The 26,951-nt window shown below is 63.8% G+C and carries 26 protein-coding genes; 9 read left to right on the forward strand and 17 right to left on the reverse strand.

Translation table 11 applies throughout. The features are described 5' to 3' along the window. Positions 1–31: 31 nt before the first annotated feature. Entirely contained in the window at positions 32–484 is a 453-nt protein-coding gene (locus OXT71_19840; protein ID MDE2928642.1) for an NfeD family protein, read from the reverse strand. Between the two features lie 212 nt (positions 485–696). On the opposite strand from OXT71_19840, the gene OXT71_19845 reads away from it, so the two are divergent. Genes OXT71_19845 through OXT71_19855 form a run of 3 tightly spaced genes read left to right on the forward strand, consistent with a single transcriptional unit; the run spans position 697 to position 3,641 of the window. Further along, complete coding sequence (locus OXT71_19845) at positions 697–1,626, forward strand: carbon-nitrogen hydrolase (protein ID MDE2928643.1); 930 nt, start codon at positions 697–699, stop codon at positions 1,624–1,626. A 1-nt stretch (position 1,627) separates the two neighbouring features. Continuing rightward, a complete protein-coding gene (locus OXT71_19850; protein ID MDE2928644.1) occupies positions 1,628–2,692 on the forward strand; it encodes an agmatine deiminase family protein in 1,065 nt (354 codons plus the stop codon). 43 nt (positions 2,693–2,735) lie between these two features. After that, positions 2,736–3,641 carry a hypothetical protein gene (locus tag OXT71_19855; GenBank protein MDE2928645.1) on the forward strand — a complete coding sequence of 302 codons (906 nt, stop codon included), beginning with the start codon at positions 2,736–2,738 and terminating at the stop codon, positions 3,639–3,641. Between the two features lie 44 nt (positions 3,642–3,685). On the opposite strand, the gene OXT71_19860 is transcribed toward OXT71_19855, so the two are convergent. From OXT71_19860 to ilvB, 5 genes are all read right to left on the reverse strand, one after another. Continuing rightward, entirely contained in the window at positions 3,686–4,135 is a 450-nt protein-coding gene (locus OXT71_19860) for a PIN domain-containing protein (GenBank protein ID MDE2928646.1), read from the reverse strand. Then, complete coding sequence (locus tag OXT71_19865; GenBank protein MDE2928647.1) at positions 4,132–4,389, reverse strand: hypothetical protein; 258 nt, start codon at positions 4,387–4,389, stop codon at positions 4,132–4,134. The genes OXT71_19860 and OXT71_19865 overlap by 4 nt, the downstream gene beginning before the upstream one ends. Positions 4,390–4,564: 175 nt before the next feature. Next, entirely contained in the window at positions 4,565–4,831 is a 267-nt protein-coding gene (locus tag OXT71_19870) for a hypothetical protein (GenBank protein ID MDE2928648.1), read from the reverse strand. 139 nt (positions 4,832–4,970) lie between these two features. Then, positions 4,971–5,264, reverse strand: a complete 294-nt coding sequence (locus OXT71_19875; GenBank protein ID MDE2928649.1) for a hypothetical protein — start codon at positions 5,262–5,264, stop codon at positions 4,971–4,973. A 24-nt stretch (positions 5,265–5,288) separates the two neighbouring features. Next, the gene (gene ilvB, locus OXT71_19880; protein ID MDE2928650.1) at positions 5,289–7,040 is read right to left on the reverse strand and encodes a biosynthetic-type acetolactate synthase large subunit; all 1,752 of its coding nucleotides are present in this window, start codon (positions 7,038–7,040) and stop codon (positions 5,289–5,291) included. 215 nt (positions 7,041–7,255) lie between these two features. On the opposite strand from ilvB, the gene OXT71_19885 reads away from it, so the two are divergent. Next, a complete protein-coding gene (locus OXT71_19885; GenBank protein ID MDE2928651.1) occupies positions 7,256–8,014 on the forward strand; it encodes a glucose 1-dehydrogenase in 759 nt (252 codons plus the stop codon). A 13-nt stretch (positions 8,015–8,027) separates the two neighbouring features. Next, positions 8,028–10,304 carry a PQQ-dependent sugar dehydrogenase gene (locus OXT71_19890; protein MDE2928652.1) on the forward strand — a complete coding sequence of 759 codons (2,277 nt, stop codon included), beginning with the start codon at positions 8,028–8,030 and terminating at the stop codon, positions 10,302–10,304. On the opposite strand, the gene OXT71_19895 is transcribed toward OXT71_19890, so the two are convergent. The 4 genes from OXT71_19895 to OXT71_19910 all read right to left on the reverse strand — a co-directional run bounded on the left by OXT71_19895 (position 10,301) and on the right by OXT71_19910 (position 15,020). After that, positions 10,301–10,990 (reverse strand): gamma-glutamyl-gamma-aminobutyrate hydrolase family protein, encoded by a 690-nt coding sequence (locus OXT71_19895; GenBank protein MDE2928653.1) that lies wholly within the window; start codon positions 10,988–10,990, stop codon positions 10,301–10,303. The two genes, OXT71_19890 and OXT71_19895, sit on opposite strands and share 4 nt — an antisense overlap. A 100-nt stretch (positions 10,991–11,090) precedes the next feature. After that, complete coding sequence (locus tag OXT71_19900; protein MDE2928654.1) at positions 11,091–12,341, reverse strand: Npt1/Npt2 family nucleotide transporter; 1,251 nt, start codon at positions 12,339–12,341, stop codon at positions 11,091–11,093. Between the two features lie 18 nt (positions 12,342–12,359). After that, entirely contained in the window at positions 12,360–13,730 is a 1,371-nt protein-coding gene (locus OXT71_19905) for an aminotransferase class III-fold pyridoxal phosphate-dependent enzyme (protein MDE2928655.1), read from the reverse strand. 108 nt (positions 13,731–13,838) lie between these two features. After that, the gene (locus OXT71_19910) at positions 13,839–15,020 is read right to left on the reverse strand and encodes an aminotransferase class I/II-fold pyridoxal phosphate-dependent enzyme (GenBank protein MDE2928656.1); all 1,182 of its coding nucleotides are present in this window, start codon (positions 15,018–15,020) and stop codon (positions 13,839–13,841) included. 255 nt (positions 15,021–15,275) lie between these two features. Here OXT71_19910 and OXT71_19915 point away from each other — a divergent pair, with 255 nt between their 5' ends. The 3 genes from OXT71_19915 to OXT71_19925 all read left to right on the forward strand — a co-directional run bounded on the left by OXT71_19915 (position 15,276) and on the right by OXT71_19925 (position 17,126). Beyond that, complete coding sequence (locus tag OXT71_19915) at positions 15,276–15,554, forward strand: hypothetical protein (GenBank protein MDE2928657.1); 279 nt, start codon at positions 15,276–15,278, stop codon at positions 15,552–15,554. A gap of 121 nt (positions 15,555–15,675) precedes the next feature. Further along, positions 15,676–15,915: a hypothetical protein gene (locus OXT71_19920; GenBank protein ID MDE2928658.1), complete on the forward strand. Its 240-nt coding sequence runs from the start codon at positions 15,676–15,678 to the stop codon at positions 15,913–15,915. Between the two features lie 53 nt (positions 15,916–15,968). Then, a complete protein-coding gene (locus OXT71_19925) occupies positions 15,969–17,126 on the forward strand; it encodes a sialidase family protein (GenBank protein MDE2928659.1) in 1,158 nt (385 codons plus the stop codon). Between the two features lie 3 nt (positions 17,127–17,129). Here the strand turns inward: OXT71_19925 and OXT71_19930 are convergent, their stop codons facing one another. The 4 genes from OXT71_19930 to OXT71_19945 form a co-directional block, all read right to left on the reverse strand. Then, complete coding sequence (locus OXT71_19930; GenBank protein MDE2928660.1) at positions 17,130–18,647, reverse strand: sodium/solute symporter; 1,518 nt, start codon at positions 18,645–18,647, stop codon at positions 17,130–17,132. A gap of 53 nt (positions 18,648–18,700) precedes the next feature. Further along, positions 18,701–19,288 (reverse strand): glutathione peroxidase, encoded by a 588-nt coding sequence (locus OXT71_19935; GenBank protein MDE2928661.1) that lies wholly within the window; start codon positions 19,286–19,288, stop codon positions 18,701–18,703. A 119-nt stretch (positions 19,289–19,407) separates the two neighbouring features. Next, positions 19,408–19,701: a HigA family addiction module antitoxin gene (locus OXT71_19940; protein MDE2928662.1), complete on the reverse strand. Its 294-nt coding sequence runs from the start codon at positions 19,699–19,701 to the stop codon at positions 19,408–19,410. An 11-nt stretch (positions 19,702–19,712) separates the two neighbouring features. After that, positions 19,713–19,994, reverse strand: a complete 282-nt coding sequence (locus tag OXT71_19945; GenBank protein ID MDE2928663.1) for a type II toxin-antitoxin system RelE/ParE family toxin — start codon at positions 19,992–19,994, stop codon at positions 19,713–19,715. Between the two features lie 218 nt (positions 19,995–20,212). Between OXT71_19945 and OXT71_19950 the strand changes: the two genes are divergently transcribed. Continuing rightward, the gene (locus tag OXT71_19950) at positions 20,213–21,316 is read left to right on the forward strand and encodes a membrane dipeptidase (GenBank protein MDE2928664.1); all 1,104 of its coding nucleotides are present in this window, start codon (positions 20,213–20,215) and stop codon (positions 21,314–21,316) included. A 3-nt stretch (positions 21,317–21,319) separates the two neighbouring features. Here the strand turns inward: OXT71_19950 and OXT71_19955 are convergent, their stop codons facing one another. The 3 genes from OXT71_19955 to OXT71_19965 form a co-directional block, all read right to left on the reverse strand. Continuing rightward, on the reverse strand, positions 21,320–22,081 hold the full coding sequence (locus tag OXT71_19955; protein ID MDE2928665.1) for a hypothetical protein: 762 nt from the start codon (positions 22,079–22,081) through the stop codon (positions 21,320–21,322). Between the two features lie 157 nt (positions 22,082–22,238). Further along, positions 22,239–25,070: a protein kinase gene (locus tag OXT71_19960; protein MDE2928666.1), complete on the reverse strand. Its 2,832-nt coding sequence runs from the start codon at positions 25,068–25,070 to the stop codon at positions 22,239–22,241. Continuing rightward, positions 25,063–26,709, reverse strand: a complete 1,647-nt coding sequence (locus tag OXT71_19965; protein ID MDE2928667.1) for a SpoIIE family protein phosphatase — start codon at positions 26,707–26,709, stop codon at positions 25,063–25,065. The genes OXT71_19960 and OXT71_19965 overlap by 8 nt, the downstream gene beginning before the upstream one ends. Positions 26,710–26,951 lie beyond the last annotated feature (242 nt).

Raw genomic sequence — 26,951 nt, forward strand, 5'->3', positions numbered from 1 at the left:
TCACCTCCCGGCATTTCCGATGCCGATGAAATCAGATCTTCTTCACTGTCAGCGTCAGATTTTCCTTGTCCAGGATCTCGACCGCCGCGCCTTCGCGAATCCTCTCCCCGGACTCGGCTTCCCACGTGGTGCCCCGGTAATCGACGCGGCCGGTGCGGTCGGACCGGATCTCACGGGTCACCAGCGCGCGCCCGCCCACGAATTCGTCGGAGTCGACGCCGCCGGCCGCCGGCCGAGGGCGGTTGATCCTCCCCTTGATCCGGTTTCGGAAGACCAGCAGCAGCACGACGGACGAAACCACGAACACTCCCAACTGCAGGTTCAGGGAGATCTCCGACGTCATGCAGAGGAGGGCCACCAGCCAGGCGCCCAAAGCGAAGAAGATGAGGACCACTCCGGGATTGGCGAACTCCATGAGCAGCAGGACGACTCCCAGCCCGAACCAGAGGAATTGGGGTCTGAGCCATTCCTGAAGAGAATCCATCCATCCACCTCCGTTTCGCCTCTTGCCGGTCCTACTAGCCTATCAGTCCGCAGCCATGGCCGTGGGGGCCTGCCCCCGGTGGCAAGGCGCCTCTGTCCTCCCTCGCCGCCGGCTGTATCATGTGGACGCCCACGCCGAACTGCGGGAGAGCGGATCTTGCGGCGTCAGGGCCCATGGTCACGCCGCGCCGGGCGGACCGGAAGGATCTTCAGATGGCCGGTTCCAAACTCGACCGGGACGCCCCCGAACCCTCCGCATCGAGTGGACTTCGCCTGGGTCTGGTCCAGAGCCGCTGCACTCCCGATCCGGAGGAGAACCTGCAGCGGGCGCTGGACGGAGCGCGGGAAGCGGCCTCCGGAGGAGCCCATGTCGTCTGCCTCCAGGAACTCTTCCAGTTCCCCTACTTCTGCCAGCGGGAGGACCCGGCGTTCTTCGACTGGGCGGAGTCGATCCCGGGACCGGCGTCCCGGCGGCTGTCGCTGCTGGCCCGGGAACTCGGCGTGGTTCTCGTCGCTCCCCTCTTCGAGCGGCGCGCTCCCGGCCTCTACCACAACACGGCCCTGATCCTGGACGCCGGCGGCCGGTCCCTGGGGCTGTACCGCAAGATGCACATTCCCGACGACCCCTTCTACTACGAGAAGTTCTACTTCACCCCGGGGGACCTGGGCTTCCAGGCTCATGTCACTCCCCACGGATCCGTCGGCGTGCTCATCTGCTGGGACCAGTGGTTCCCCGAAGCCGCCCGGGCGACAGCCTTGGCCGGCGCCCGGTTGCTCCTCTACCCCAGCGCCATCGGCTGGTTCCGGGACGACTCGCCCCGGGAGCGGCGGGAGCAACAGGACGCCTGGGAGACCGTTCAACGCGCGCACGCCATCACCAACGGGGTCTTCGTGGCGGCGGTCAACCGGGTGGGCAACGAGGGCGCCATCGGGTTCTGGGGACGCTCCTTCGTCTGCGACCCCTGGGGAAGGGTCCTGGCCCGCGCATCGGATGACCGCGGCCAGGTCCTGGTGGTGGAATGCCGGTTGCCGGAGGTGGAGGCCACCCGCAGGACCTGGCCGTTTCTCCGGGATCGCCGGATCGAGAGCTATGACGGCCTCCTGTCGCGGTGGGGTTCCAAGCCGGATTTGCCGGACCTATGAGATGGCGTCCGGAACCGGCGCGCCGACTCCTCGAAGACTCGGCTACTTCATGCCTCCCGAGTGGCATCCCCACGAATCCACCTGGCTGGCCTGGCCCACGAACCGGGAGACGTGGCCCGGACGCGTGAGGCGAATCCAGTCGCTCTTCCTGGAGATGATGCGGCTCCTGGCGTCGGGAGAGAGAATCGACCTGCTGGTGGACCACCGGGAGCAGGAGGAGGAAGTCCGCGGCCGCTTGGACCCGGCCGCGCGGCGGCGGATTCGATTCCACCGGATCGCTACGGGCGACGCGTGGATCCGGGACTACGGTCCCAACTTTCTGATTCGATCCGGCGGCGAACAGGCCGCCGCCGGCTTCAACCAGTGGCGCTTCAACGCCTGGGGAGGCCGGTACCCGGAATTGGCGGTGGACGGAGACGTCCCGAGCCGGCTGGCCCCGTTGTTGGACATGCCTCGTTTCCGGCCCGGGCTGGTGCTGGAGGGAGGCGCCATCGACGTGGACGGACGGGGCGTCGTCCTGGCCTCGGAAACCTGCCTGCTCAATCCCAACCGAAACCCGGGACGAAGCCGGAAGGTCGTGGAGGACCGCCTGAGGAGCCATCTGGGCGCGTGCCGGACGATCTGGCTGGGAGACGGGTTGCCGGGTGACGACACCGACGGCCATGTGGACAACCTGGCGCGGTTCGTGCGCCCGGACACCATCGTCTGCGCGGTGGAGGAGGACTCCGATCGACCCCATCACCGAATCCTCGAGGACAACCGGCGGCGCCTGACGCTGGCCCGGCGGTCGGATGGCCGCCGGTACCGGATCCTGACCCTGCCACTGCCCTCCCCGCGGGAGACCGGACTTGATGGACTCCCGGCTTCCTACTTGAACTTCTACATCGCCAACCGGAGGATAATGGTCCCGGCGTTCGGATGCCGGCAGGACGAACTGGCCCGCAAGGCCGTGCAGGAGCTGTTCCCGCGGCGGCGGGCGGTCAGCCTGAATTGCCGGGACCTGATCCGGGGACTGGGAGGCATCCATTGCATCACGTTGCAACAGCCCCGGGCCGTCAGGGGTTGAGGAAGCGTTTGCCGGACGCGGTGGTCACGCTCCTGAGGGATCAATGATGCGACAATTTTTGTGGTTCCTGCTGGTCTTGGCATCCGGATTCTTTGCCGGCTCATACGACGGCGGCCTCGCCGGCGAAAGCCGCACGCGGCAGCAGCGACAGGTCGAGGAAAACCCTCCTGTTCTCAGGCCGGGGGAAGCAGCAGGCGTGAGGATCGTGCCCGGGATGTGGCGGCCGCACTATCCCTACGAGCAGATCGTCTGGATCAGCCCTCCCTGGCCCAGCGCCGATTACATCTGGTTGGATTTCCCGGAGGCCATCTTCTCCGATCAGGGGCTCCTCTACCTGAGTCATGTCAATTCGGACTATCCCCCGCTGTTTCCCGATCTGCCACGGACCCCATGGCGGGAGATCCCGAATGGGGTGGCCTTCGAACGGCAATTGCCGAATGGAGTTCGTTTCGGAGGAAGAGTGGTCAAAACGGACGACACGACCGTCGCACTGGAACTCCACATCGAAAACGGCAGTCCCCGTCCTCTGACCAATATCCGACTGCAAACCTGCGGCTATCTGCGGGCCATCCGCGAGTTCGCCGATTTCACCAATGACAACAAGTTCGTTCATCTGCCGGGCCAGGGCTGGCAATCTCTTCGGAAGTCAATCGAAACCAGGGCTTCGGCGGGGAGATATGCCATTGGATTTCGGGGGATCGGCCTGCCGGGAGCCGACCTGCCGGTCATCGCCGCACTCTCCAGCCTCGGTCAACGTTTCGTGACCATGACCTGGTTCGATGACACGTTGTCCCTGACCGGGAATTACAGGCACCCCTGCTTCCACGCGGATCCCGGTTTTGCGGACCTCGCACCCGGAGAATTCGCTTCCATCAAGGGTACGATCATTTTCTTCGAGGGTACTCTCGACCAGCTCGAAGCACGGATGAAGGCGAGCCGATCGCCTTAGACTCATTCTGTGGGACCGTTGTGCCCCCGGCGAGCAATGCGGGCCTACGGGTGCGCGTCCGTCCATGGATTCACCGTAACGACGCCGGTGTTGCGAAAATCCCGCTGGTTTCGGGTGACGACGGTCAGGCCGTGGCGGTTCGCCGTGCCCGCCAACATGGCATCGGGAAGATGCCCGTCGAGCGGCTCGCCCAGCCGCCGTTTGGCTTCCACGATGCGGGCGCAGACCCGGGCATCGGCGGCCGTCCAATCGAACACTCGATCCTGAAAAAGGCGATCCAGAACGCCTTCAAACCGGTGGGCAACGTCCTCCCGGCGCCGGCCGGGCTCGATTCGTCCGATTCCGTTGAAAATCTCCCAGACGGTGATGGACGCAAGTCCGATCCCCTGCCCGGCGATTCGGTCGAGAAACCTTTCGACGCGCCGCTCCGGACGAGGCCGCATCATTTCGGAAACGACGTTCGTGTCGAGGAGCCAGGCTATGGGAGCCCTCACACGCCGTCCTCGTCTGCGAATTCCACTGGCTTGTAGCCATAGCGGTCCGGCGGCGGCAGATCGATTCCGTCCTCCGGCCCGAAGTACCGCTTGAACACCTCGGACGGCTTGGTGCGCCGTTCGGCCCTCTCCCGTCCTTCACGAATGAGCCGGCGGACGAGTTCTTCCATGGAGACGCCGGCATCCCGCGCTGCCCTTTTCAGCCAGGACTTGTCCCCGGGTTCGATTCCACGGACGGTGATAACGGTACTCATCGTGGTGATTCCCTCGGACTGCATTTTTCACACCTGAGGCGGACCCTATGCTAGCACAAAATGCTGTCACCACTGGGACGAGTCCTGCCGTTGTTCGTACGAACGGCGAGATGGAGGTTACTGTGAAGAAAACGGACGTAGACTCGAAGCGCGGCGTAATCCCATGCCGCCTCGACTAGGGTCCGAGCGTTCCTTCGGGGAGATAGCGATCCAGGAAATAGGCCACGGCAATTGCGGTGCCGACCAGGCCGACAAGCGAACCCACGAACCCTCCGACCTGGACCCAGAGTGCCCGGTAGAGTCTGGTTTCCAGCCGCGCGATGTCCTGCTTCGTGGCCAAATGCTCACCAATTGGAACGGCTGCCGCTGCCGCTCTCGCCTTGGCCTCTTCCACACCTGCGTCAATAAACGCGTCGTAAATCTCGCTGACCATAACTCCCATGAGCGCCCCTACTTCAGTCCAGTCTACCTTCTTGCTGATGAATCAGACAGCTTCCGCGGCAAATGCCCAGCACTGCTGCGACGAGTCTGATCCCTGTTTGTAGGAACGGCGGGACGGAGGAAACTGCGAAGAAATTGAGCTACTCGCCGCGGATTTTGCGAATTTCCCGCTCCATCTGGCGATTCAGGCGGGACTTGTCCCGGGAAAGCTGCTGGTTCAGTTCCTGGATCTTGTCCGCGGCCCCCGTCTCGGCGGCCACAGCGATCTGAGCCTGCTTGTGGATCTCCACCTCGGCGATGCGGGCCTGGTACTTGTTTCGGACCCGGGCAATGGCATCCCGCTGCTCGTCGTTCAGGCTTACGACCGAATATTCTTCCTGAGCCTCCAGCTTCTCGAGAGCCAGTTCCCAAGCGGACTTCAACTCGCCAGGCATCGGCAGATCCTTTCCAGCTCGGCCCTACGCCTCGTCGTAGATGGTATCGGCGAAGGTGTGTCCCGACGGAATCATGGGCAGGACGTGCTCCGTATAGGGGATCACGACGTCCAGAACGTAGGCGGTCTTGCTGTCCAACATCTCGTCCAGGGCGTCGGAAACTTCCTCCCGCCGGGTGATTCGGCGCGCCGGGAGTCCGAACCCCTGGGCCAGAGAGACGAAGTCGGGATAGATGTTCTTCGGATCCCGGGGATCGCCGATGAAGGTGTGAGCCCGATTGCTGGAGTAGAAGCGATCCTCCCACTGGACCACCATGCCCAGGTGCTGGTTGTTCAGGATCAGCGCCTTGACCGGGATTTCCTCCGCATAGGCGGTCGCCAGCTCCTGGATGTTCATGACGAAGCTTCCGTCTCCGTCCACGTCGATGACCTCCCAGTCAGGGCAGCCCAGCTTGGCGCCCAGCGCCGCCGGATAGCCGAACCCCATGGCCCCCAGACCCGCCGAAGTCAGAAGCGTGCGAGGATAGACGAACTTGAAGTACTGCGCGGCCCACATCTGGTGCTGACCCACCCCGGTGGTGAGAATGGCCTTGCCCCGGGTTTTCCGGGAGAGGAGGTCCAGAACGTACTGCGGCATGATCCGGTCTCCCTCCTGGCGGTAGTGGAAGGGCTTGGAACGCTTCACCTCCATCAAGTTCCACAACCAACCGGAGTAGTCCGTCTTGCCCAAGTCCATCCGGTTGAGACGCCGCAAGAGGTCGTGGACGTCACCGGTCACCGGAATCTGGGCCGGCTTGATCTTGTTGATCTCGGAAGAATCGATGTCCACGTGGACGATGGTGCCGTGCTTGGCGAATTCCTCGGCCTTTCCGGTGACGCGGTCATCGAAGCGAACTCCGAAGGCCAGCAGCAGATCGGCGTTGTTGACCGCGTAGTTGGCGTAGACGGCGCCATGCATGCCCAGCATGTCGAAGCAGAGAGGATGGCCGGCCGGGAAACTGCCCAGGCCCAGGACCGTCATCACCGTGGGAATGCCCGTCTTCTCGACGAAGCGCCGCAACTCTCCGGAGGCATTGGAGCAGATGATGCCGTTGCCGGCGTAGATGATGGGGCGCCTGGACTTGCGAATCGCCCGTGCGATCTGACCCAGTTCCCGGTCCCTGGCCTTGATTTTCGAGCGATAGCTCCGGAGGTCCACGCGGGACGGCCACTTGGGCTTGGCGCTGGACTGTTGGACGTCCTTGGGAATGTCGATCAGAACCGGACCGGGCCGCCCGCTGGACGCCACGTGGAAGGCCTCCTTGACGATGTGGGGCAGGTCCGAGACTTTCTGGACCAGGTAGTTGTGCTTGGTGATGGGACGGGTGATCCCGACAATGTCGGTCTCCTGAAAGGCGTCCTTCCCGATCATGGTCTGGGGCACCTGTCCGGTGACGGCCACGATGGGGACCGAGTCCATCTTGGCGTCGGCGATTCCCGTCACCAGGTTGGTCGCCCCGGGACCGGACGTCGCCAGGGCAACGCCCACCTTTCCCGTGGCCTTGGCATACCCTTCCGCCATGAAGATGCCGCCTTGCTCATGACGGGGAAGGATGACCCGGATCTTGTCCTGGACTCCCAGCCGGGTCAGAGCCTGATGAATCTCCATCGAGGCTCCGCCGGGATACCCGAAAATCACCTCTACGTTCTCCCGCACCAGAGCCTCGGCCAGAATGTCCGAGCCCTGGAGTCTTTGCACTCGGGAGGGGGCGCTGGGGGAGACACTTGAGGAAGCCATGACCATGTAACCTGTCAGTTGTTCCGATTTCAGGGAATTCCTATTGTAACCAGACGAATCTCGGATTCTATCACCAAATTTCAGCGGCGGCGCAAATGGGCGGGATTCGCGGATCGGCAACCAGGGACTGTGCTTAGGAGAATTTTGTTTGGAATTCAGGTGAGGCCGGACAGCTTGCGAAGCTTCGGAACCGGGTGATAAAACTGGCCTTCGACATGCGCCTCAAGGACAAGGTCGCCATCATCACGGGAGCCGCAGCCGGCATCGGAGAGGCCTCCTCCCGCCTGTTCGCCGCCGAAGGAGCCACGGTCGTGGCGCTGGACCTCGACCCGGCGGGTCTGGAGCGGTTGGTGGACGATATTCGGGACCAGGGATTCGCCTGCCACGGCCTCTGCGTCGACGTGACCTCCTCCTCCCGGTGCCGGGAAGCCATGGAGTGGACGGCCCGGGAACTGGGCCGGATCGACGTATTGTTCAACAACGCCGGCTTCGTGCACCAAGGGACGCTGCTGGAGGCTACGGAGGAGGACTGGGACCAGGCCCTGGACCTCAATGTCAAGAGCATGTTCCGAACCTGCCGCCATGCGCTTCCCGTCATGCTGCGCCAGGGCTCGGGAAACATCATCAACACCGCGTCCGTCGCCGGCCTCTCCGGAGTCGTGAAACGGGGCGTCTACTCGGTCTCCAAAGCGGCGGTCGTGGGCCTGACCAAGAGCCTGGCCATCGATTACGTCAACAACGGGATTCGCGCCAACTGCATCTGTCCGGGGACGGTGGACACGCCCTCGCTTCAGTCCCGGATCAACACTGCGGCGGATCCCGTGCAGGCCAGGAAGGACTTCATCGCCCGCCAGCCCCTGGGCCGCCTCTGCCAAGCCGAGGAGATCGCGGCGCTGGCCCTCTACCTGGCCTCCGACGATTCCGTTTTCATGACCGGCCAGGCGGTGATCATCGATGGAGCCATGACCCTCTAAAGGAGAGTTCGGCATGGGCAGAAAAACTCTGCTGGTTGCAATCTTGGCCGCGGTTCTGGCGGGAATCATCCTCTGGTTGCCGCTGTCGGATCCGGCTCCCGTCGGCATCGAGCACCGGGAAGCGTGGACCACCTCGCGGGTCCACGGCACACCGGATCCGCCCGATCCCTACACCACGGAAGTCGCGTTTCCGGAGATTCGCTTCGACCAGCCTCTGGAGGTGACGACCGTTCCCGGCACCAACCTCATCGCCGTGGTCGAGCGTTTCGGTAAGATCTACGTCTTCGAGAATCGTCCCGGAGTCACCGAGACGCACCTGTTCATGGACGTCGGGAAGCCGGTCTACGGACTGGAGTTCCACCCCGACTTCCAGGAAAACCGGTACTTCTACGTGAGCCAGGTGGACCATCACACGAAGGAACTGCCGGAAGGCAGCCAACTCTCCCGCTACCGGGCGAATCCGGGGCACCCCCCCACCGGCGACCGGGACTCGGAAACGGTCCTCCTCGTCTGGCCTTCGGGCGGCCACAACGGAGGCTGCATCCGGTTCGGTCCGGACGGATACCTTTATCTGGGCACCGGCGACGCGAGCGGCATCGCCGACAGCCTGGTGACCGGCCAGAACCCCGACGACTTCCCGGGATCGATCCTCCGAATCGACGTGAACCGTCCCGATCCCGGGAAAAACTACGGCATCCCGCCCGACAATCCCTATGTGGGGAGAGAAGGATTTCGGCCGGAGGTCTGGGCCTACGGACTCCGTCAGCCCTGGAAGTTCAGCTTCGGTCCGGCCCGCCGCCTGTGGGTCGGCGAGATCGGCCAGGACCTCTGGGAGATGATCCACATCATCGAGAAGGGAGGAAACTACGGCTGGAGCGTGATGGAGGCGACCCATCCCTTCCGGCCCGAGCGCCCCCTGGGTCCCACGCCCATCCTGCCTCCGTTGGTGGAACACTCCCACACCGACTTCCGTTCCATCACCGGCGGCTACGTCTACCGGGGAACGCGCCTGGAGTCGCTGGCGGACAGCTACGTCTACGGAGACCACGACACCGGGAAGATCTGGTCCCTCGATTACGACGGCACGCGGGTTGAGAATCTCCGCCAACTGGCCGACACGCTGCTGCGAATCGTCGCCATCGGTCAGGACCAGAACCACGAGCTCCTGTTTTTGGACTTCGTCGGCGGCCAGTTCCACCGATTGGTTCCACGCCCCGAATCCCCCGGTCAAACGGCGGATTTTCCCCGGTTGCTGAGCGAGACCGGGCTGTTCACCTCCACCGGGGAAATGACCCCCGCCCCGGGCCTGATCCCCTATTCGGTCAACGCCGCCCTCTGGTCGGACCACGCCGCCAAGGAACGCTACATCGCGTTGCCGGACCTGTCGCAGATCGAGTACGACTCGGTGATCTACCCGCAGCCGGCGCCGGGCGTCCCCCCGGGTTGGAAATTCCCCGACGGAACCGTCCTGGTCAAGACCTTCTCGCTGGAAATGGAGAGGGGAAACCCCGACAGCCTCAGGCGATTGGAGACGCGGCTTCTTCACCACGAGCGCATTCCCGGAACCGATGAAGTGGGAGCGCAGGTCTGGAAGGGATATGTCTACCTCTGGAACGAGGAGCAGACCGACGCCGAGCTGTTGGAAAGCGAGGGCCTGGACCGGGCGTTCACCATTCGGGAGGCGGACGGCGGCACCAGCGAGCAGATCTGGCGGTTCCCCAGCCGCGCCGAGTGCACCCTCTGCCACACAACGGCTGCGAAATACATCCTCGGCATCAATACCCTGCAGATGAACAAGGACCACGACTACGGGGGAGTGGTGGCCAACCAGCTTCGGACCTTGGACCATCTGGGCGTCTTCACCAACCCGCTGCCGGCTCCGCCGGAAAAGCTGGGCCGGCTGGTCGACTACGGGAATCCCGATCTGGAAACCGATCTGCGGGCGCGTTCCTACCTTCACGCCAACTGCTCCCACTGTCACGTGAAGTGGGGGGGCGGCAACGCCGACTTTCAATTGATCGGCTCCATGCCGCTGGAGCAGACCGGCATCGTCGACACCGTCGCCGCTCATGGCGTATTCGAACTGGATCAGCCGCGGCTGGTGGTCCCGGGACACCCGGACCGGTCCATCATCCCCCATCGCATGGCCATGGTGGGCCTGGGCCGCATGCCCCACATCGCCTCCAACGTGGTGGATGAAGAGGGAGTGCGCCTGGTTCGGGAGTGGATCCGGAGTCTGCCGGTCCAACAGACGCGGAACCGTTCCAAGGATGGCAACGGACCCGGTTAACCCGCAGTTCTCAAGTACGTGAGCAACTCCACCATCAATCCATTGACGGCCCCGTAGTTCCCGGGCGCGGCGTGGAGCAGCTCGTCCTCCGACTGTACGTACCTGGAAGGGACGAGTTCCGCCCGGCAGTTGACGACCAGTTTCTTTGCCGCGTCCGGCGTCGTCTCCAGGTGGAACTGCATGCCGACGGCCGATCTCCCGATCTGGAAGGCCTGATTCTCGCAGCCGTCGCTTCGCGCCAGATGGACCGCGCCGGGAGGCAGATCGAAGGTCTCCCCGTGCCAGTGAAATGCCTGGATGACCTCGGGAAACCGGAAGCAGTCCGGTCCTCCGTCGATTCCACGCAGCGGAAGCCAGCCGATCTCCTTCAGCTCGTTGGGGTAGACCCGGGCGCCCAGGGCGCTGGCGATGAGCTGTGCACCGAGGCAGATCCCCAAGACCGGCTTCCCGGCCTCGATGGCCCGGCGGATGAACCGCTTCTCGGAGACCAGCCAGGGAAGCTCCTCCTCGTCGTTGACGCTCATGGGGCCGCCCATGGCGATGAGGAAGTCGACGTCGTCCAGCTCGGGCACCTCTGCCGATTCAAAGAATCTCGTGCAGGTCACCTCGTAGCCGGCGTCGACCAGCCAGGGCCGGATGCATCCGAGGCCTTCGAAGGGAACGTGCTGGAAATAGTGAGCGCGCATGGGATTGTCAATTGACGGTCCGTGCTGAAATTCGCGACGGGCTGTGGAGTTTGTATCTGCAACGGATAAAGAAGGCAAGCCGGGGGTCACGGACGACGACTCAACCGCGGCGGACGGCCAGCGCCAGCACGACCCACAATCCTGCCAGTACGATGATCGCCATGCTGATCCAGTTGACGGAAAAGTGCAGGAAAGAGGTGAGGACCAGCAGCAATCCCCCGGCCAGACCTCTCGACCATCGATCCACGAAGAGGTCGATGAACACCTTGGCCCGCTTCTTGACCTCGAGGGGCACCGGCAGGAAGAGCAGTTCCCTGCCCGTCTTGTCGACGGAGGGACGGAGGCTGCCGTCGATACCCCGCAATATGACGGCGCCCCAGAGCGTGGGGACTGCCAACATGCCCACTGAAGTAAACAGCAGCCCCAGCGGGAGCAACAGGATAGCCCCGGACACGCCCCAGAACCGGATCAGCCGGTAGGTCAGAAAGGTCTGTAGAAGCAAGGATACGATGTTGAGTCGCCCGTAGAACTTTCCCAGGAAGGCTGCCAGCGCCTGCTGGTCCGGATACGCCTGGACGGCGACGGTCTTGAACTGGAAAACCACCAACGTGGCCACCACCGCGCTGAGGAAAAGCAGGCCCCCGATGCCGGCGAGATGGCGGTGGTCCCGGAGCATAGAACGCGCTTCCCGCAAAGAGTTTCGCACCGGTTCCTGGAGAGGGGCCGCCGTTGCGGGAGTCCGGCCGGGCGGCCGAGCGAGGCTTCCGGCGCGGTTCAGGAGTATTGTTGAGAGCGCCAGGAAACCGGCGCAGAACAGCAGCAGGTCCCGGGTCGGGATCTCCACGACTCCGACCAGAAAGCCGGCCGACTCGCCTCCGATGATGGCTCCCAGTATGCCGCCGAGATTCACGACTGCGAAAATCCGCTTGGCCTGGGCCGAGTTCAGGACCGAATTGGCGAAGAGCCAGAATTGCGACGTGGTCAGGATTCCGTAGATGTCGACCCAGACGTAGAAGGCGTAGTAAATCCACCAGATCTCCAACGCCAGAAGCCAACGAAGAAGCAGCAGGCAACCGATCAGAACGGCACTGGTCAACTGGATCAGCCGGTTCAGGTCAAGAATCCGGGCCAATCTTCCGTAGACGAGCGTGACGGGCAAAGCCACGAGGGCAATCAGGACAAAAACCGCGGGAAGGTTACTGGGACCGGGGCCAACCAGAAACAAGCTGTCTCTGGCCGGCTTGAGGAAGAAATAGGTCAGGAGGATGAGGCCGTAACCGGAGAACAGGACCGCGGCGAGTCGGACTTCCTCCTTGCGGACCCCGAAGAGGAAGTCCACCAGCCGTATCATGGATCAGCCCGCCTTCAATTACCGGGCTGCAGTCTCCGCGGCTGCGACTCCGGAGACCGGCCAACCCTCCCGAATCAGGGCGCGGAGCGCTCTCTCATAAGCTTCTACGGTGAAGTCCACGTCCTCGTCGGTGTGGGCCGCGGTCATCCGCCAACTCACCCCTCCCTGGGTGTCCACCCCCTCATTCAGGAGGGCCTTCCGGAGAACGCCGGCCCGGGTCGGATCGTTGGCGGCTTTGAGCTGTTCATGGGGAACGGTGCACCCGTTCGCTTCATCCCACTCTCCCTCGACCCCCAGCGCCACGAACAGGCCCGAGGCAAGACCGTAAGCGAGGCCGGGGATTCCCAGCCGGTCCAGGACTCCTTGCAGACCCGACCGGAGCTGTTCGTTCACGGCCTCGACCCGTTCGTTGACCGGTTCCCGGTCCAGGATCTCGAGACACGCGGCTCCCGCTACGGCGGACAGCGGATTGGCATTGAAAGTGCCGGGATGGGCGACCCGGCGCCGGGCATCCCATTCGGGGTCGCCACGGTGCTGGATCATGTCCAGGATCTCCGCCTTGCCCACGACGGCCGCCCCGGGAAGGCCTCCGGCCAGGATCTTGGCGTGGGTGCTCAGATCCGGCGTGATTCCGTAGCGTTGCTGGACTCCTCCCAGCGAGGCTCGAAATCCGGTGATGACCTCGTCGAAGATCAGCAGCACCCCTTTATCCCGGGTGACCTCCCTCAACCGGCGAAGGAACCCCGGTGTTATGGGCAGAAGACCGCCGATGGCCCCCGTGGGCTCTACGATCACCGCCGCAATGTCGCGGTCATTCTCCAGGGCCCGCTCCACCTCGCCGATTTCCGGCGCCACCTGAACCACGGTTCCTGCCGTTCCCTGGGGAACTCCGGCGGCCTCCCCCTTGGGACTCAGGACGACGTAGTCGCTCCAGCCGTGGAAATGGTGGTGAAACTTGAGGATTTTGTTCCGTCCCGTGTAGGCCCGGACCAGGCGGAAGGCCATCAGGTCCGCCTCGGTCCCCGACGAGTGAAAACGGACCTTCTCGGAACAGGGGACCAGCTTGTTCACGATCTCGGCCCACCGGATCTCCTGCTCGGTGGCGCCTCCCACGTGGGTGCCCCGCCCCATCTGCTCCCTGACCGCCTCAACGATGGCGGGGTAGGAGTGTCCCAGGACAATCGCCCCGTGCCCGACTACGTAGTCGATGTACCGGTTCCCGTCCACGTCCCATTTGTAGGCCCCCTCGGAATGAGTCATGTAGAGGGGAAAGGGAGTGATCCAACGCGAGTCGTGGGTGGCGCCGTCGGGAAAGGCGCGGCGTCCTCCGCCGGCCAGGCGGAAGGACCCGGGATGGTCGTCGTAGTATCGCTCGTCCACGGACTTCATAAATGTGCTCCTGTTTTACTGATGCAGGCCAAGTCTACTGAGAGGCCGCGGCAAAAGTCACCACCGGCAGCGGGAGGCTTCGTCCGGCTGAAGCGCGATCTTCACCGGTCACGAGATCCCTTCCAGGCTCTGCTCAAAATCTTCCAACAGATCTCCGGGGTCCTCGATGCCCACCGAGACCCGCACCAGCGAGTCGGAGATTCCCATCCGAATCCGCTCTGAAGCCGGCACTCCGGCATGTGAGGTCGTGGCCGGACGGGTGACCAGGGTCTCCACTCCTCCCAGGCTGGGAGCCGACCGGGGAATTCGAAGACGACTCAGCAACGATTCGGCCGCCGCGACCCCTCCCCGCGCCTCGAAGCTCAGCATCCCGCCGAAGCCGGAGAAGAGCTTCCGGGCCCGCCCATGCTGGGGATGGGTCTCCAGACCGGGGTAGTTGACCTCTTCGACCGCCGGGTGCGCCTCCAGAAAACGGGCCAATGCCAAGGCGTTCTCGTTGTGCCGGCCCACCCGCAGGACCAGGGTCTTGATCCCCCGATGCAGCAGGAAGCAGGCATGAGGATCCAGGACGCCTCCCAGGTGATTCAACCGGTGGGTCACCCGGCGCACCAGCTCCCGGGGCCCGATGACGACCCCCGCCGCCAGGTCCGAATGGCCGTTGAGGTACTTGGTGCCGCTGTGGACGACGAGATCGAAGCCCGATTCCACGGGCCGATAGTTGACGGGCGTGGCGAAGGTGCTGTCGATGATGGAGACCAGGCCATGTTTCCGGGCGAATCGAACCAACCGCTCCAGGTCCGGAACCTGCATCAGGGGATTGGTGATGGTCTCCACGTAGATGGCGCGCGTGGACGGTTTCAGGAGAGCGGACCAGGTCTCGGGGCGGTTGCCGTCCATGAGGTCGTGACCGATCCCGAAGTCCGCCAGGTCACGGGTAACGAAGGTGTGAGTCCCGCCGTAGAGCCCTTCCAACGCCAACAGGTGGTCTCCATTTGAGAGCAGCGCCAACAGTGTGGTGGTGATGGCGGCCATTCCGCTGGAGGCGACGACCGCCGCCTCGCCCCCCTCCAGCGAAGCCAGCTTGGCGTGGAGGGCCTGGTGATTGGGGGTGTTGTTGAGGCGGACATAGCGAACCGCGTCGTAGCTCTCCTCGCCCGCGGTCTCGAAGGTGGCCGACTGGAAAACGGGGATGCTCACCGCGCCCTCGATTCGAGGTTCGGGCTCGCCGGCGTGGACGGCGCGCGTTGCCAACCGCGGGTTCAGCTCTGAATGGTCACTGGCATCTGACATTCCACCTCCTGCGCGCGGCTCCGATTCGGCAAGGAGCCGGCGGCCTGGACCGGACACTTCACGTCCTAACGACGCTCGTTCCCCCGGCGTCTTGGCATCTCACGACATCCATGCCGGCCGTCCCTCGGCTGCCTGACCGTCTCACCTGGACTGGACGGGCACAACTCTACCGGAGCCACCCGGAGTGGGGTATCATACGTGAGTCTGGCGTGGACGAGGAACCGGACTCTTTGGCACGGCAGGCAGGATGAGACAATGATGCTGGGGAAATATCGCTTGGCCAAGAACGGCTTCATATTTGGCTTTTTTTCTGGCATGACTTCAACTGGGTTGCTGTATCCCTCCAAATTCAAGCCTGAGCGATACACACGCTCCTACAGTGGCGACCTGTTTACCATCGGCGCAGACATGTGGAGAGCTTTTGAAATAGTGCAAAATGAAAAAGAAACCCAAACCCCGGAATTCCGACACTCCCGCGAAGATCGAACCGAGTTTGAAGAGCTTGCCCCAGCGGATTCCTCCGGAAATCCTTGAAAAACTTCCGGAAGAGACCCGGATTGCTTTTGTGGAAGCGGTGTCATTTAGAGGCCCCCTCCCACCACCTGCTCTAAATCGTCAATATGAGGAGGTCTTATAGGGCTCGGCCAACCGCATCATGAGGCTTGCAGAGAACGAGCAGATGCATCGCCAGACATGGGAAAACAAGGCCTTGGATTTTCAGGGCAAAGAAATCGAGCGTGGCCAGTGGCTGGGTTTCGTCTTGGCGGCATTGGCGATCGGTGGAGGCGTCGGGTGCGCGTATCTTGACCAACCTTGGGTCGCCGCTGTCCTGGTTGGCACGGCTTTGACTGGAATCTTGACTGCGTTCATCAAGGATCGATCGGACAAAGAGTAACTGTCCACGAGGACTCGCTTGGGCGAGAATCGCGTCCGTCTTCGATGATCCCCATGAAATTGAATCGGCGAGAGATGATCCGAACCGCCGCCGCCGTCACTTCCGTTACTACGTTCTCCAGCAGCCGCAGGGTCCGCGCGGGCGCCATCAGGGAGACTTCGGTGGTCAGCCTCCGTCCCCACCTCTATCACGGGTGGCCCACCGTCGCCCGGCGCTCCGGCGGCGAGTTGCTCGTGGTCTGCTCCGGAGGACGGGAAGGCCATGTCTGCCCCTTCGGGTGGGTGGAACTGATGCGCTCCCACGACGAAGGCCGGACCTGGACCTGGCCCCGGATATTGATGGACGGTCCCCTCGATGATCGGGACGCCGGAGTCGTGGAGACCCAAAAGGGCAGCCTGCTGGTCACCACCTTCACCTCGGTGGCCTACCAGAAGCTCCTGGCCGGGGCCCAGGACAAGAGTCCGGGAAGTGACGGAGCCTGGCCGCAAGAGAAGCTGGCTCGCTGGCAAGCCGCCCACGCCCGGATCCCGGTTCACCGGCGCGAGGCGCTGCTGGGAGGGTGGATGCTGCGTTCCACCGACGGCGGCGACACCTGGTCGGCCCCTTACCGGGTCCCCGTCAACAGCCCCCACGGACCCATTCCGCTCTCCGACGGACGATTGCTCTACCCGGGAAAGCAGTTCGGCCACGGCGAGGGCCGGATCGGGGCGTGCGAATCCACCGACGACGGCATGAGCTGGCGCTGGGCCGGAGGGATTCCCGTCCGTCCGGGCGACAGCCAGCACAACTATCACGAGTTGCATGGCGTCGAGGCCGCCGACGGCACCCTCATCATCCAGATCCGGAACCACAACGAAGTCAACGAACGGGAGACCCTCCAATCCGAATCGAGTGACGGTGGCCGGACCTGGTCGATGCCCCGGCCCATCGGCGTTTGGGGGCTTCCCTCCCACCTGCTCCGCCTCCGGGACGGCCGGCTGGTCATGACCTACGGGTACCGGCGCCGGCCCTACGGCAACCAGGCCCGGCTGAGCACCGACCACGGCCGGTCCTGGTCCGAACCGGTCACGCTCTCGGCGGACGGCCACTCGGGAGACCTGGGCTATCCGTCCACGGTCGAACTGAACGACGGAACCCTGTTGAGCATCTGGTACGAGAAGCTGGCCAGTTCGCCCCGGGCGGTGCTTCGCCAGGCCCGCTGGTCGCTGTAGCTGCTACCGCGCCACCCTCCTCCGGCTCCGCCGGTGCTGCCAGTAGCTGATGAGCGTCCCGGCGGAGAGGTCCACGGCCAGGGCGGAGGGCGCCACCCACATGAAGCTGACCGGGTCCTTTCCCGTCACCGGATCCATGCCGAAGAGGGGCCCGGAGAAGGCCGTCAACGCGCCGGCCACGATCCCCAGGCCGGTGCCCACAGCCACTCCCAGAGGCTTGGCAAAGGGAACGAAAAAAGCGAAGAAGAAGAGCCCGAAGACGGGCGCCGCCAGGAGCGAGGAGGTCTTGTTGCTCACCGCCCAGATGTTCCCGGGCACATGCTGCAGGAAGGAACCGCCCACCACGACGCCCCCCCCGATGGCGAAAGCCAGGATCTTGGCGATGCGGGTTCGCTTTCGCTCGCTGGCCGGAAGCCTGCCGAAGCGGGCCAGGAAATCCCGGGTGACGACCGCCGTTATGGAGTTGACCCCCGAATCGATGCTGGACATGGCCGCGGCGAACATGGCGGAGACCACCAGTCCCGAAACGCCGGGCGGCAGCATGTAGGCGATGTAGTAGGGGAAGACGTCGTCCCCGTCCCGGACCAGCTCAATCCCTCCGGGCAGCTTCCCGGGGAATTCCTGAAAGTATCCCAAGAGGGCGAATCCCACCGTCCAGAGGGAGACGATGATGACGACGCTCACGATCAGGTGGGTCAGGTAGGCCCGGCGGGCCGCGCGGACGTCCCGGGTCGCCATGAAGCGCTGGACCATGGTCTGGTCGCCTCCGGCGACGCAGATGGTGAGGACGAAGACGTAAAAAATGGATCCCAGGATGCTGATCCGGACTCCGGGATCGAAGCTGAAGAGGGGTTGAACGTCCCAGTGCGGCTGCCAGCCGGTGGGAATCCAGCTCAGTCCCCCCAGTTCCCAGGTCACCAGGCCGATGGCCAGGCAGGCGCCGCCGAACATGAGAAGGGCCTGGACGGTGTCGGTGATCACCACCGCCCGAAGACCTCCCAGCGACGTGTAGAGGACCGCCACCAGTCCGGTGAGGAGGGTGACCAGCGGGATCCAGGCCTCGTCCACCCCTAACATGACGGTCACGGCCTTGGCGGACAGGAAGACCAGCAGCGACATCCAGGTGAGTCGGAGCAGGACGAAGAGGACCGCCCCCAACAGCCGGACCCGCACCCCCAATCGTTCTTCCAGGAGCTCGTAGGCGCTGGTCACCCGGCTCCTCATGTAGACGGGGATGATGGCGTACACGACGATCAGGAAGGCGAAGGGATAGGCCAGGAAGTTGAGCAGCCCTCCCGGCCCTTTGGAGATGGCCTCTCCGGGGACGGCCAGATAGGAAATGGTGCTCAGGAGCGTGGCGAACATGGAGAACCCGATGAGCATCGGGTTCATCCGGCCGCTGCCGGTAAAGTACTCCCGGGTCGTCTTCTGCCGGCGGCCGCAGGTGTAGCCCAGGACGACGGTTCCCAGGGCGTAGAGGAGGAGGATGGCCCAGTCGACCGCCGTCAGTCCGCCCGGCAAGCGTCTACCCTATCCCGCCGGACCTCGCGAGGAGCCTCCCGCGGCGCTGGACTCTACTGCTCGGAGAGCTTGCTTTCGATCAGGCTGACGACCGCGGGGTCGTCGGGGCGAGTCCTGGGCTGGAACCGGGCCACGACGTTTCCGGACCGGTCCAGAACGAACTTCTCGAAGTTCCAACTGATCTCGCCGGTCCCCTTGGGCGAGGTCGGGACCGACTTGAGGTACTTGTAGAGTCCGGCCGCGCCGTCGCCGTTGACCTCGATCTTGGAGAACATGTCGAACTCGACGCCGTAGTTGGCGGTGCAGAACTTGCGAATCTCCGCGTCGGTTCCCGGTTCCTGGCCCTTGAACTGGTTGCAGGGGAATCCCAGGATCGCCAGGCCCTGTCCCGAGTACTTCTCGTGAAGGTCCTGAAGCTGTTCGTATTGCGGCGTCAGCCCGCACTTGCTGGCCACGTTCACGATCATCACAACCTTGCCCTTGTACGCGCTCAGATCCACGTCCTTGCCGTCCAGGGACTTCAGGGTGAAGTCGAGAGCGGGGGCGGATTTTTCGCCCGCCTCGACGCTGACGGTTCCCGCCAGCAGGACAGCCACAACCAGACAAACAGCAAATGGGAACAGATCAGAGAAACTGGACATGCGAAATCCTCCTCACAGCAACCCGGCGTCCACCGGCAACACAAATCTGAGCCTCAGTTTACGCTGTCCCGGCGCGAGAAATCCACAGCGATTTCCGAGGGCAGGCACACCATCCGCATTCACGCGGACGCCTCCACCAACGGCTGGATCCCGCTGGTGTCTACAGAAGAGCGGGCCAAGTCGAGATCGTACATCCGCTGAAGATTCAGCCAAAACTCGGGGGTCATCCCCAATGCCTTACCGATCCGTAGCGCCGTGTCCGCCGTAATGGACCTGCGGCAGTGGACGATGTCGTTGATGCGTATCGGCGGGACGCCCATCGCCTTCGCCAGACGATACTGGCTGATGCCGAGCTCTCCCAAAATTTCCGCCAGATGTTCTCCCGGATGGACCGGTGAGGCATTGGTGGTCATCTCTCTTCTCCTCAGTGATAGTCAACTATTTCGATTTCCATGGCTCCATGGTCCGTCCAGCGAAAGCACACTCGCCACTGGTCGTTGATCCGAATGCTGTACTGTCCGGTGCGGTCGCCACGCAATGATTCGAGCCGATGTGAAGGTGGGACTCGAAGGTCAGTCAACGCCGTCGCGGCAACCACCCTCTGCAACCTCATTCGCGCCCGGCGCTGAATGTCTGGGGACAGACGGCGGATTGGCCGACCGCGGAGAAGGTGCTCTGCGCCACGACTCCTGAATCGCTTCACCAGCCATTAATAATAACGAGTCTCGTTAATACTATCACAGGACCGCACCACAAACCCATCTCATGCGCATTGTCTCCCTCCTACATGGTCCCTAATACGTCTTCGGTCGCGAGAACTACCTGAAGGCATAAGTTTGGCCGATCACCGCACCGCCCTGAAGAGAAATCCGGGTTGACCACTGGCCCCTGTTATCAAAACGTTGACCCGGCTATCATCTGCGAATGAGCAAGCCACTGATCGTCGACCTGCATCTGGACCTGGCCTGGGACGCGCTCTACTGGAATCGGGACCTGACTCTGACGGCGGAACAGGTCCGGGAGCAGGAACGGCGGGAACCGCCTCAAGTCGCTCCCGGTCACACCTGCGGCACCTGCACCACCACCTTCCCCGAACTCCGCCGGGGTAGCGTCGGCGTCATCCTCAGCACCATCATGTCGCGGACCCAGACCCGATCGGGGCGCATGAAGGACGGCCTGCGGACCCAGGAGCAGTGCATCGGCATGGGACGGGGACACCTGGCGTACTACCAGGCCATGGCCCGCCGGGGCCAGCTCAAGCCGGTGCACGGCTGGGCCGACCTGGAAGAGGCCGTCGAGGTTTGGGAGGATCCGAAGCCGGACACCCCCATCTACCATGTCCTGTCCATGGAGAGCGCGGATCCCATCGCCGACCCCGACGACGTCCAGTTCTGGTGGAATGCCGGACTGCGCGTGGTGGGACCCGCTCACTTCGGCGACAACACCTATATCCACGGCACCGGCACCGAGGGAGGGATCAAGGCTCCCGCCCCGGCTCTCTACCGGGCCATGCGCGAGGCCGGGATCATCCTGGACATCACCCACATGGCCGACCAGGCGGTCTGGGAGTCCCTGGAGATCTGGGACGGTCCCATCTGTGCCACCCATTGCTCCGCCCGGGCCCTGATCAAGGGCCAGCGCCATCTGACCGACGACATGATCCGAGAAGTGATCCGGCGGGACGGCGTCATCGGCATGGTCTTCTGCCAGAGCTTCATCGATCCGGCCATCGAATGGGGAAACCGGCCGGCCATCGACGGCAGCGGCGGCAAGTACGGCATGGACGGGTTCATTCCCATCATCGAGCACATCGGCGATCTGGCCGGCGGCACGCTGGAGCACGTCGGCGTCGGGACCGACATGGACGGCGGTTTCGGAGCCGAGATGACTCCCAAGGACGTGGACACCATGGCGGACGTGGCCAATTTCGCAAACGTCCTGTCCGACGCCGGGTATCGCGCCGACGAGGTCGAAGGGATTCTGAGCGGCAATGCGCTCAGGCTGTTCGAACGGGTCTGGAATTCCTGATCTTCAGTATTCGATCTTCACCCAGTCGAACATGATCAGACCCTTGGGCAGGCGATCCTGGTCCACGGGGTAATCCATGCCCGCCCGGGTCGCGTGAAGGTCCGTCACCTCGTCCGAGAGGGGGACGATCTCCAACGGGAACAGGACGAAGATGAGGTCGATGTTCACGTCCTCCAGCACCGTCCCGATCTCGTCGCAGCCGTAGAGCCCGGTCCGGTCGTGTCGCGAACCCAGGCAGGTCCACTGGCCGGGGTCGGGGGCCAGAGTCACGGTCTGCTCGCTCCACTCCTTCGTGACCCGGATGGGTTGTCCGGTCAGGACCATGTTGGCCGTGGTCTTGTCGGTCTCGGATTGGGCCAGCAGCAGAAGCTCGGCTCCCCGGGCCTGCAACTCTCCCCGCAGGCGGACCGTCATTCGGGCGTTGGCCAAGCGCGTGGAGTAGCCCTGCTCCACGAACGAGTTGTTGGTGTAAGGCAGGCGCGAGGCCGCCGTGGGATGCTCGTACCATCTCCCGTCGGTGTACAGCCACATCACCAGGTGGAGATATCCGGCTCCGGGCGGGGCGTGGTTGGAGTCCAGAAACCAGGGGCCGTGGCAATAGGCCACACCGTCCCAAACGGGGAGCGCGTAGTGGCGGTCAGCGTACCAGCCGCCGTTGCCCTGATTGAAGTCTTCGAAATAGACCCGGGGGTTTCCAACCTGGCCGGGGTCGCAACCGGTCAGGACTGCCACACAACCCATCAGCAAGAGTCGTCTCATTCTCATTGGGAACCTCATATTTGTGGGGCGAATATCGTTTACGCCGGTTCCGAAGGCCACGTCCAAGTGTAAAGGGGGGACTGCCGTCCCCCCTAACCCCCATCGGCGGTTGGAAACCGCCGCTCCCGGCGGCAAGGATGCCGCCGCTCCTTTGGCCGCTCCCTCAGCGGCGGCGGTAGGGGTACAGGTCGATAATCCGCTCCTCCTCGGGCCTCCAGGGCGGCCGGGCGAATCGTTCTTCCTCCACGGGAAGATGCGCTATCCAGATGTCTCCCCTCCGCTCTCTCAGAGTGAAAACGAGCTTGTCGCGCGCGACGTTGGTCCGCAGTGAGCTGAGCGAGACGCCGGCCAGCGACAGACGGGTCTCGCGAAAATGCCAGACCATCCTGGGATCTCCCACCGGCCTCCTGTCTGCCGGGTTCAACTCCTGCACCCAGATGCCGCGAGCTCCCCCGCGGTTGGAGACGAAGTACAGGAGATTTCCGTTCGGGGACCAGCCGGTCATCCCGTCCCTGTCCTGTCCGTCCGTGACGGCCACCCATCGCTCCGGCGGGATGCCGCCGCTCTCATGAAGTTCTTCCTGGCGGAAGGGCGCAACGTAGATTCTGGCCTGAAGCGGACCCTCGGAAACCGTGAACGCGACCCATTTGTCGGCAGGATCGAGCCTGGCCTGGACCACGCTGTACTGGGGATGCTCCAGCAGCTTGAGCTGTCTTCCGCTGGTCACGTCGAGAAGATCGACTCTTGACCTTCTTCCTCCACCTGCCCGGCGCACCACCAGGATGTCGTCTCCCTGGGAAGACCAGTCCAGGGGATGCCCGCAATCCTGACAAACCGTTGTCCTGGGAGTCTGTCTCCGGGCCTCCACTCGATAGATGCCCCGGCTCTCCGAGTCGGACTCGCCGGCGCTGTACGCCACCTGGCTTCCATCGATCCGGATCCTGGGACGGCGCTCGTCTCCCGGACTCTCGGTGAGGTTGGTCTTCGCACCCGATCCCAGGTCCATGAGCCAGATATCCCGATTCCCGGAGCGGGTGGACTCGAAGGCCATCCGGCCTCCGTCCTCGGAAAGGGACGGATGGGAATCTTCTCCCGCATGTTGCGTGAGCCTCTCCAGACGCGCCCCGTCCGGCACACGTCCCCGGTCTGTGTCGATGGCCAGACTCCAGAGATCCAGGTTCTCGATCTGCGAGGAAAAGGCGATCCGGCCGGGCCGGACCGAGAAAGGCTCCAGCTCGGGGCCGACACCTGAAGTGATCTGCCGGGGTTCGCCCGAGAGGGTCAGGGTTCGGGGCGAGACCGCGATACGCCATAAGTTGACGCTGTCCCCGCGGCGGGCGGAGAAGACGATGAAGTTGTCGAGAGGCACCCAGACACCAGGGATCACCAGACCGGAAATCCCGGCCTGGGGCAACATGGCCGCCAGACCAAGCTTTCGAATCTCACCGTCCTCCAGCCGAAGAATCCACCAGTCGAAATCTTCGTCGCGTCTGGAGGATTCCCAGCCCAGGAATACGATGTGATCCCCGCGGGGAGACCAGATGGGATGACTCGCGACCGCGAAACTCTCCGCCAGTTGAGTCTGGGGCCGGCCGGAACTCCAGCCGGTGGTAAAGAGAGAGCCCCGCTTGAGATCGGCGCCGATCCGCCCCCTCCAATAGGCGATCCGGTCGCCTCGGGGCGAGACTCTGGGACGCCGGCCCCCATCGACGATGAACCGGGCGCCGGCCTCGTCTCCCAGGGTCGTGGTCCAGTAGAAACCCCCTCCGCGCCGCTCCGATCGGAATACCATCCTGGTCCCGTCGGGATGAAAGGATGGCTGGTGGTCGTCGGCCGGGTCCCGAGTCCGGCGGGAACCGCCTCCGCCCAGTTGCTGAACCCAGATGTCCAGGTTTCCCCCGCCGCTCCGGTCCGACGCATACCCCAGCAGCCGTCCCCGGCGGGAGATGGCCGGATCGACCGTGAGCCCGGAAACCGACGTCACCCGGGTCAACATGGGTGGCGGAACCAGCCTGGAAGGATCCCCGGCGGTTCCCCACCACAACCCCCCGAACAGAATCGCCGCCAGCGCCAGACCCGCGACGGCGATCTCCCGGATGGTCAATGACGTGACCCGGCGTCCCCACCGGCGGGGGCTTTGCAACTCCTGGAGCACGTCTTCCAGAGCGAGACGCAGGTCCCGCATGTGCTGGAATCGCCGCTCGGGATCCTTGCGAAGGCAACGATCCACGACCCATTCCAATTGCCGGGGGACGCCGCGCACCCGGTTTCCCAAGGGCCTGGGCTCCTTCTCCAGAATCCCCGCCAGCACCCTCGCCTGAGTCTTTCCCGGAAAGGCCTTGCGGCCGGTGACCATCTCGTAGATCAGCGACCCGAAGGAAAAAATATCCGTCCGCGGGTCCGGGGGGATCCCTTCCACCTGTTCGGGGCTCATGTAGGGAGCCGTCCCCAGGATCACGCCCTCTCTCGTCTTCTCGTCCATCAGGGTGGGAGAATGAGTCAGGTCCGAGGGTTCGGAACTCTCGGCGATCGCCTTGGCCAGACCGAAGTCCAGAACCTTGACCCGATCGTCGGGCGTAATCATCACGTTGGCCGGCTTCAGGTCCCGGTGGATGACCCCTTTTTCGTGGGCGGCCTCCACGCCTCGCGCAATTTCCACCGCGTAACCCACGGCTTTCTTCAAGGGCAGAGCACCTTCTGCCAGGAGCTCCGCCAACGTCTGCCCATCCACCAGCTCCAGAATGAAGAACTTCCGGTCGTTCGCCTCCTCGAATCCGTAGATGGCGGCGATATTGGAGTGGTTGAGCGATGCCAGAACCCGCGCTTCCCGCTGGAATCGGGACAGGCGATCCGAGTGCTCGGCGTAGCCCGGAGGGAGGACTTTGATGGCGACTTGCCGGTTCAGGCGCGTATCCCGGGCGCGGTAGACCTCGCCCATTCCCCCTGCCCCGAGAGGTCCGATGATCTCGTAACTGCCGAGCAGATCGTCAGGCATTTCCGGCGTCCAGCCTCTCCACCACCAGAACCGTGAGATCGTCGTAGGCCGAGGCGTTACCCATGAAACCCTGGACGGCTGCCAGGATGGCCTCCTGGACCGCGGCCCCGCCGGACGCCGCCGATTCTCGGACAACGTCCTTCAGACGCGCTTCGCCGAACATCTCCCCATTCGGATCCATGGCCTCGGTCACCCCATCCGAATATACGACGAGAATGTCTCCGGCGTTCAGGCGAAAGGCAACAGACTCGTAGGTGACGTTTTCGAAGGCGCCCAGAATCATGCCGCACGGATTGAGCTCCTCGATCCCGCCCGTCGACGCCCGGCAGACGTATGCGGGATTGTGACCGGCGCTCACGTACTCCCCCTCGCCCGACGGATTGACCCGGAAGAGAAACAGGGTGACGAAACGGTTGCTCGGAGTCTTCCGGAAGAGGTGGTCGTTGGCTCTGCTGACAGCCTCCCCCAAGGACAAACTGGCGCCGAATCCAACCTCCAGAACCCCTTGGAGAAAAGAGCTCAACAGCGCCGCGGGGACGCCCTTGCCCGACACGTCCGCCAGGACGCCGGTCAGGTCATCGCTTTCGGAATCGAGAAAGTCATAGTAGTCGCCCCCCACGTAACGCGTCGGAGTGCTGGAGGCATGGACGCTGAAGGACGGGGAATGGGGAAGGTCCTGCGGCAGAAGAGCGCGTTGCGTCGCCTGGGCCAGGGACAGTTCCTGTTGGACCCGCTTCCGCTCCTCCAGGCTCTGGATCAGTTCCAGCTTTTCGAAGACGTTCGAGGCCTCCAGGGCCAGCCGGCTCAGGATCTTCTGATCCAGGCCGCTGAGCATGTGCATGGCCTTCCGGCTGTCCAGGTAGAGGATGCCCCGGACCGCCGGCCGGTCGCCGTCGCCGGAGATCCACTTAAGGGGCATGCAGGCCACGGCTCGAAGCCGCATGTTGACGATGCTCTCCTGGGCGGCGAACTGCTGGTCGATGCCCTCGGTCATCAGCAGCGGCTCCCCTTGTTTAGCCACCTGCTCGACCACCGTATGGCTGGTTTTGAACTCGTTCTCGGAAAGGTGATCGCCCCCGTGGTCCATCCCCACCACGTATTCGAAGTTCTGCCCCGAGAAGGTCAGCAGAAATCCCCGCTCCGCGCCGCTCACCCGCAACGCCGACTCCAGCAGTTGACCCAACATCCGGTCCGCCGAGAACGTCTGGCCCCATTGATATTGGAAATCCAGGATGTGGGAGATCTTCTCCAACTCCGAGGCAACCGACGCAACGGGGGGAAGGACCGACGAAAGCTGCAGGACGGACTCCTCCAGGTTCAGGGTCCGGTTCCCGGCCTGTTCCACCAGTCCCGTGTAATGGAACTCGCTGTGACCGGGTCCCATCCGGATCTTGTCACCGGCCTCCAGGAGCCGTTCCCGGACACGGTTCCCATTGACGAAGGTCCCGTGGGTGCTGTCCAGATCGATGACCTTGTAGACCCGGTCCTGCTGCTGCAACCGGGCGTGGCGCCGCGAGACGTAGGGATCGGTCAGAACGATGTCCGAATCGGATCTGCGGCCGATGAACAGCTCCTTCTTCCGCAACTCCATCCGGCAGGGCCGGCCGCCCTGCCGCCATTCCAGGTAATGAGCGTCCATTTCTTCTCTCACGGCCACCGGCGGCAAGAATCCCCTCTCGGAATTCAACCGGTGCTCCCATCTTGGCGGACCGCGCCGGTCATCGTTCGGATACGGGTTCGTATGGCCGATGTTTCGCCTGGCCGGGCGGCCGCCCTCCGGCATCGTTGCCCGGCGGAAGTCCCGTGCGCATTATAGACACGCCTTGACAGTCCGTGGTGAAAGTCCCGCGAGCACCGAGACCGTTCCTGCGCCCGCCGGAC

The sequence above is a fragment of the Acidobacteriota bacterium genome, assembly GCA_028874215.1.
In the GTDB taxonomy this organism is placed as follows: domain Bacteria; phylum Acidobacteriota; class UBA6911; order RPQK01; family JAJDTT01; genus JAJDTT01.

What these genes read in the sequence shown, in the direction of transcription:
- OXT71_19850 (MDE2928644.1), top strand. Translation starts at nt 1,628, where the DNA reads ATGGCGTCCGGAACCGGCGCGCCGACTCCTCGAAGACTCGGCTACTTC.
- OXT71_19925 (MDE2928659.1), top strand. Translation starts at nt 15,969, where the DNA reads ATGAAATTGAATCGGCGAGAGATGATCCGAACCGCCGCCGCCGTCACT.
- OXT71_19845 (MDE2928643.1), top strand. Translation starts at nt 697, where the DNA reads ATGGCCGGTTCCAAACTCGACCGGGACGCCCCCGAACCCTCCGCATCG.
- OXT71_19870 (MDE2928648.1), bottom strand. Translation starts at nt 4,831, where the DNA reads ATGGGAGTTATGGTCAGCGAGATTTACGACGCGTTTATTGACGCAGGT.
- OXT71_19950 (MDE2928664.1), top strand. Translation starts at nt 20,213, where the DNA reads ATGAGCAAGCCACTGATCGTCGACCTGCATCTGGACCTGGCCTGGGAC.
- OXT71_19910 (MDE2928656.1), bottom strand. Translation starts at nt 15,020, where the DNA reads ATGTCAGATGCCAGTGACCATTCAGAGCTGAACCCGCGGTTGGCAACG.
- OXT71_19840 (MDE2928642.1), bottom strand. Translation starts at nt 484, where the DNA reads ATGGATTCTCTTCAGGAATGGCTCAGACCCCAATTCCTCTGGTTCGGG.
- OXT71_19895 (MDE2928653.1), bottom strand. Translation starts at nt 10,990, where the DNA reads ATGCGCGCTCACTATTTCCAGCACGTTCCCTTCGAAGGCCTCGGATGC.
- OXT71_19865 (MDE2928647.1), bottom strand. Translation starts at nt 4,389, where the DNA reads ATGAGTACCGTTATCACCGTCCGTGGAATCGAACCCGGGGACAAGTCC.
- OXT71_19900 (MDE2928654.1), bottom strand. Translation starts at nt 12,341, where the DNA reads ATGATACGGCTGGTGGACTTCCTCTTCGGGGTCCGCAAGGAGGAAGTC.
- OXT71_19920 (MDE2928658.1), top strand. Translation starts at nt 15,676, where the DNA reads ATGAGGCTTGCAGAGAACGAGCAGATGCATCGCCAGACATGGGAAAAC.
- OXT71_19940 (MDE2928662.1), bottom strand. Translation starts at nt 19,701, where the DNA reads ATGACCACCAATGCCTCACCGGTCCATCCGGGAGAACATCTGGCGGAA.
- OXT71_19890 (MDE2928652.1), top strand. Translation starts at nt 8,028, where the DNA reads ATGGGCAGAAAAACTCTGCTGGTTGCAATCTTGGCCGCGGTTCTGGCG.
- OXT71_19905 (MDE2928655.1), bottom strand. Translation starts at nt 13,730, where the DNA reads ATGAAGTCCGTGGACGAGCGATACTACGACGACCATCCCGGGTCCTTC.
- ilvB (MDE2928650.1), bottom strand. Translation starts at nt 7,040, where the DNA reads ATGGCTTCCTCAAGTGTCTCCCCCAGCGCCCCCTCCCGAGTGCAAAGA.
- OXT71_19955 (MDE2928665.1), bottom strand. Translation starts at nt 22,081, where the DNA reads ATGAGAATGAGACGACTCTTGCTGATGGGTTGTGTGGCAGTCCTGACC.
- OXT71_19885 (MDE2928651.1), top strand. Translation starts at nt 7,256, where the DNA reads ATGCGCCTCAAGGACAAGGTCGCCATCATCACGGGAGCCGCAGCCGGC.
- OXT71_19875 (MDE2928649.1), bottom strand. Translation starts at nt 5,264, where the DNA reads ATGCCTGGCGAGTTGAAGTCCGCTTGGGAACTGGCTCTCGAGAAGCTG.
- OXT71_19855 (MDE2928645.1), top strand. Translation starts at nt 2,736, where the DNA reads ATGATGCGACAATTTTTGTGGTTCCTGCTGGTCTTGGCATCCGGATTC.
- OXT71_19965 (MDE2928667.1), bottom strand. Translation starts at nt 26,709, where the DNA reads ATGGACGCTCATTACCTGGAATGGCGGCAGGGCGGCCGGCCCTGCCGG.
- OXT71_19915 (MDE2928657.1), top strand. Translation starts at nt 15,276, where the DNA reads ATGATGCTGGGGAAATATCGCTTGGCCAAGAACGGCTTCATATTTGGC.
- OXT71_19935 (MDE2928661.1), bottom strand. Translation starts at nt 19,288, where the DNA reads ATGTCCAGTTTCTCTGATCTGTTCCCATTTGCTGTTTGTCTGGTTGTG.
- OXT71_19960 (MDE2928666.1), bottom strand. Translation starts at nt 25,070, where the DNA reads ATGCCTGACGATCTGCTCGGCAGTTACGAGATCATCGGACCTCTCGGG.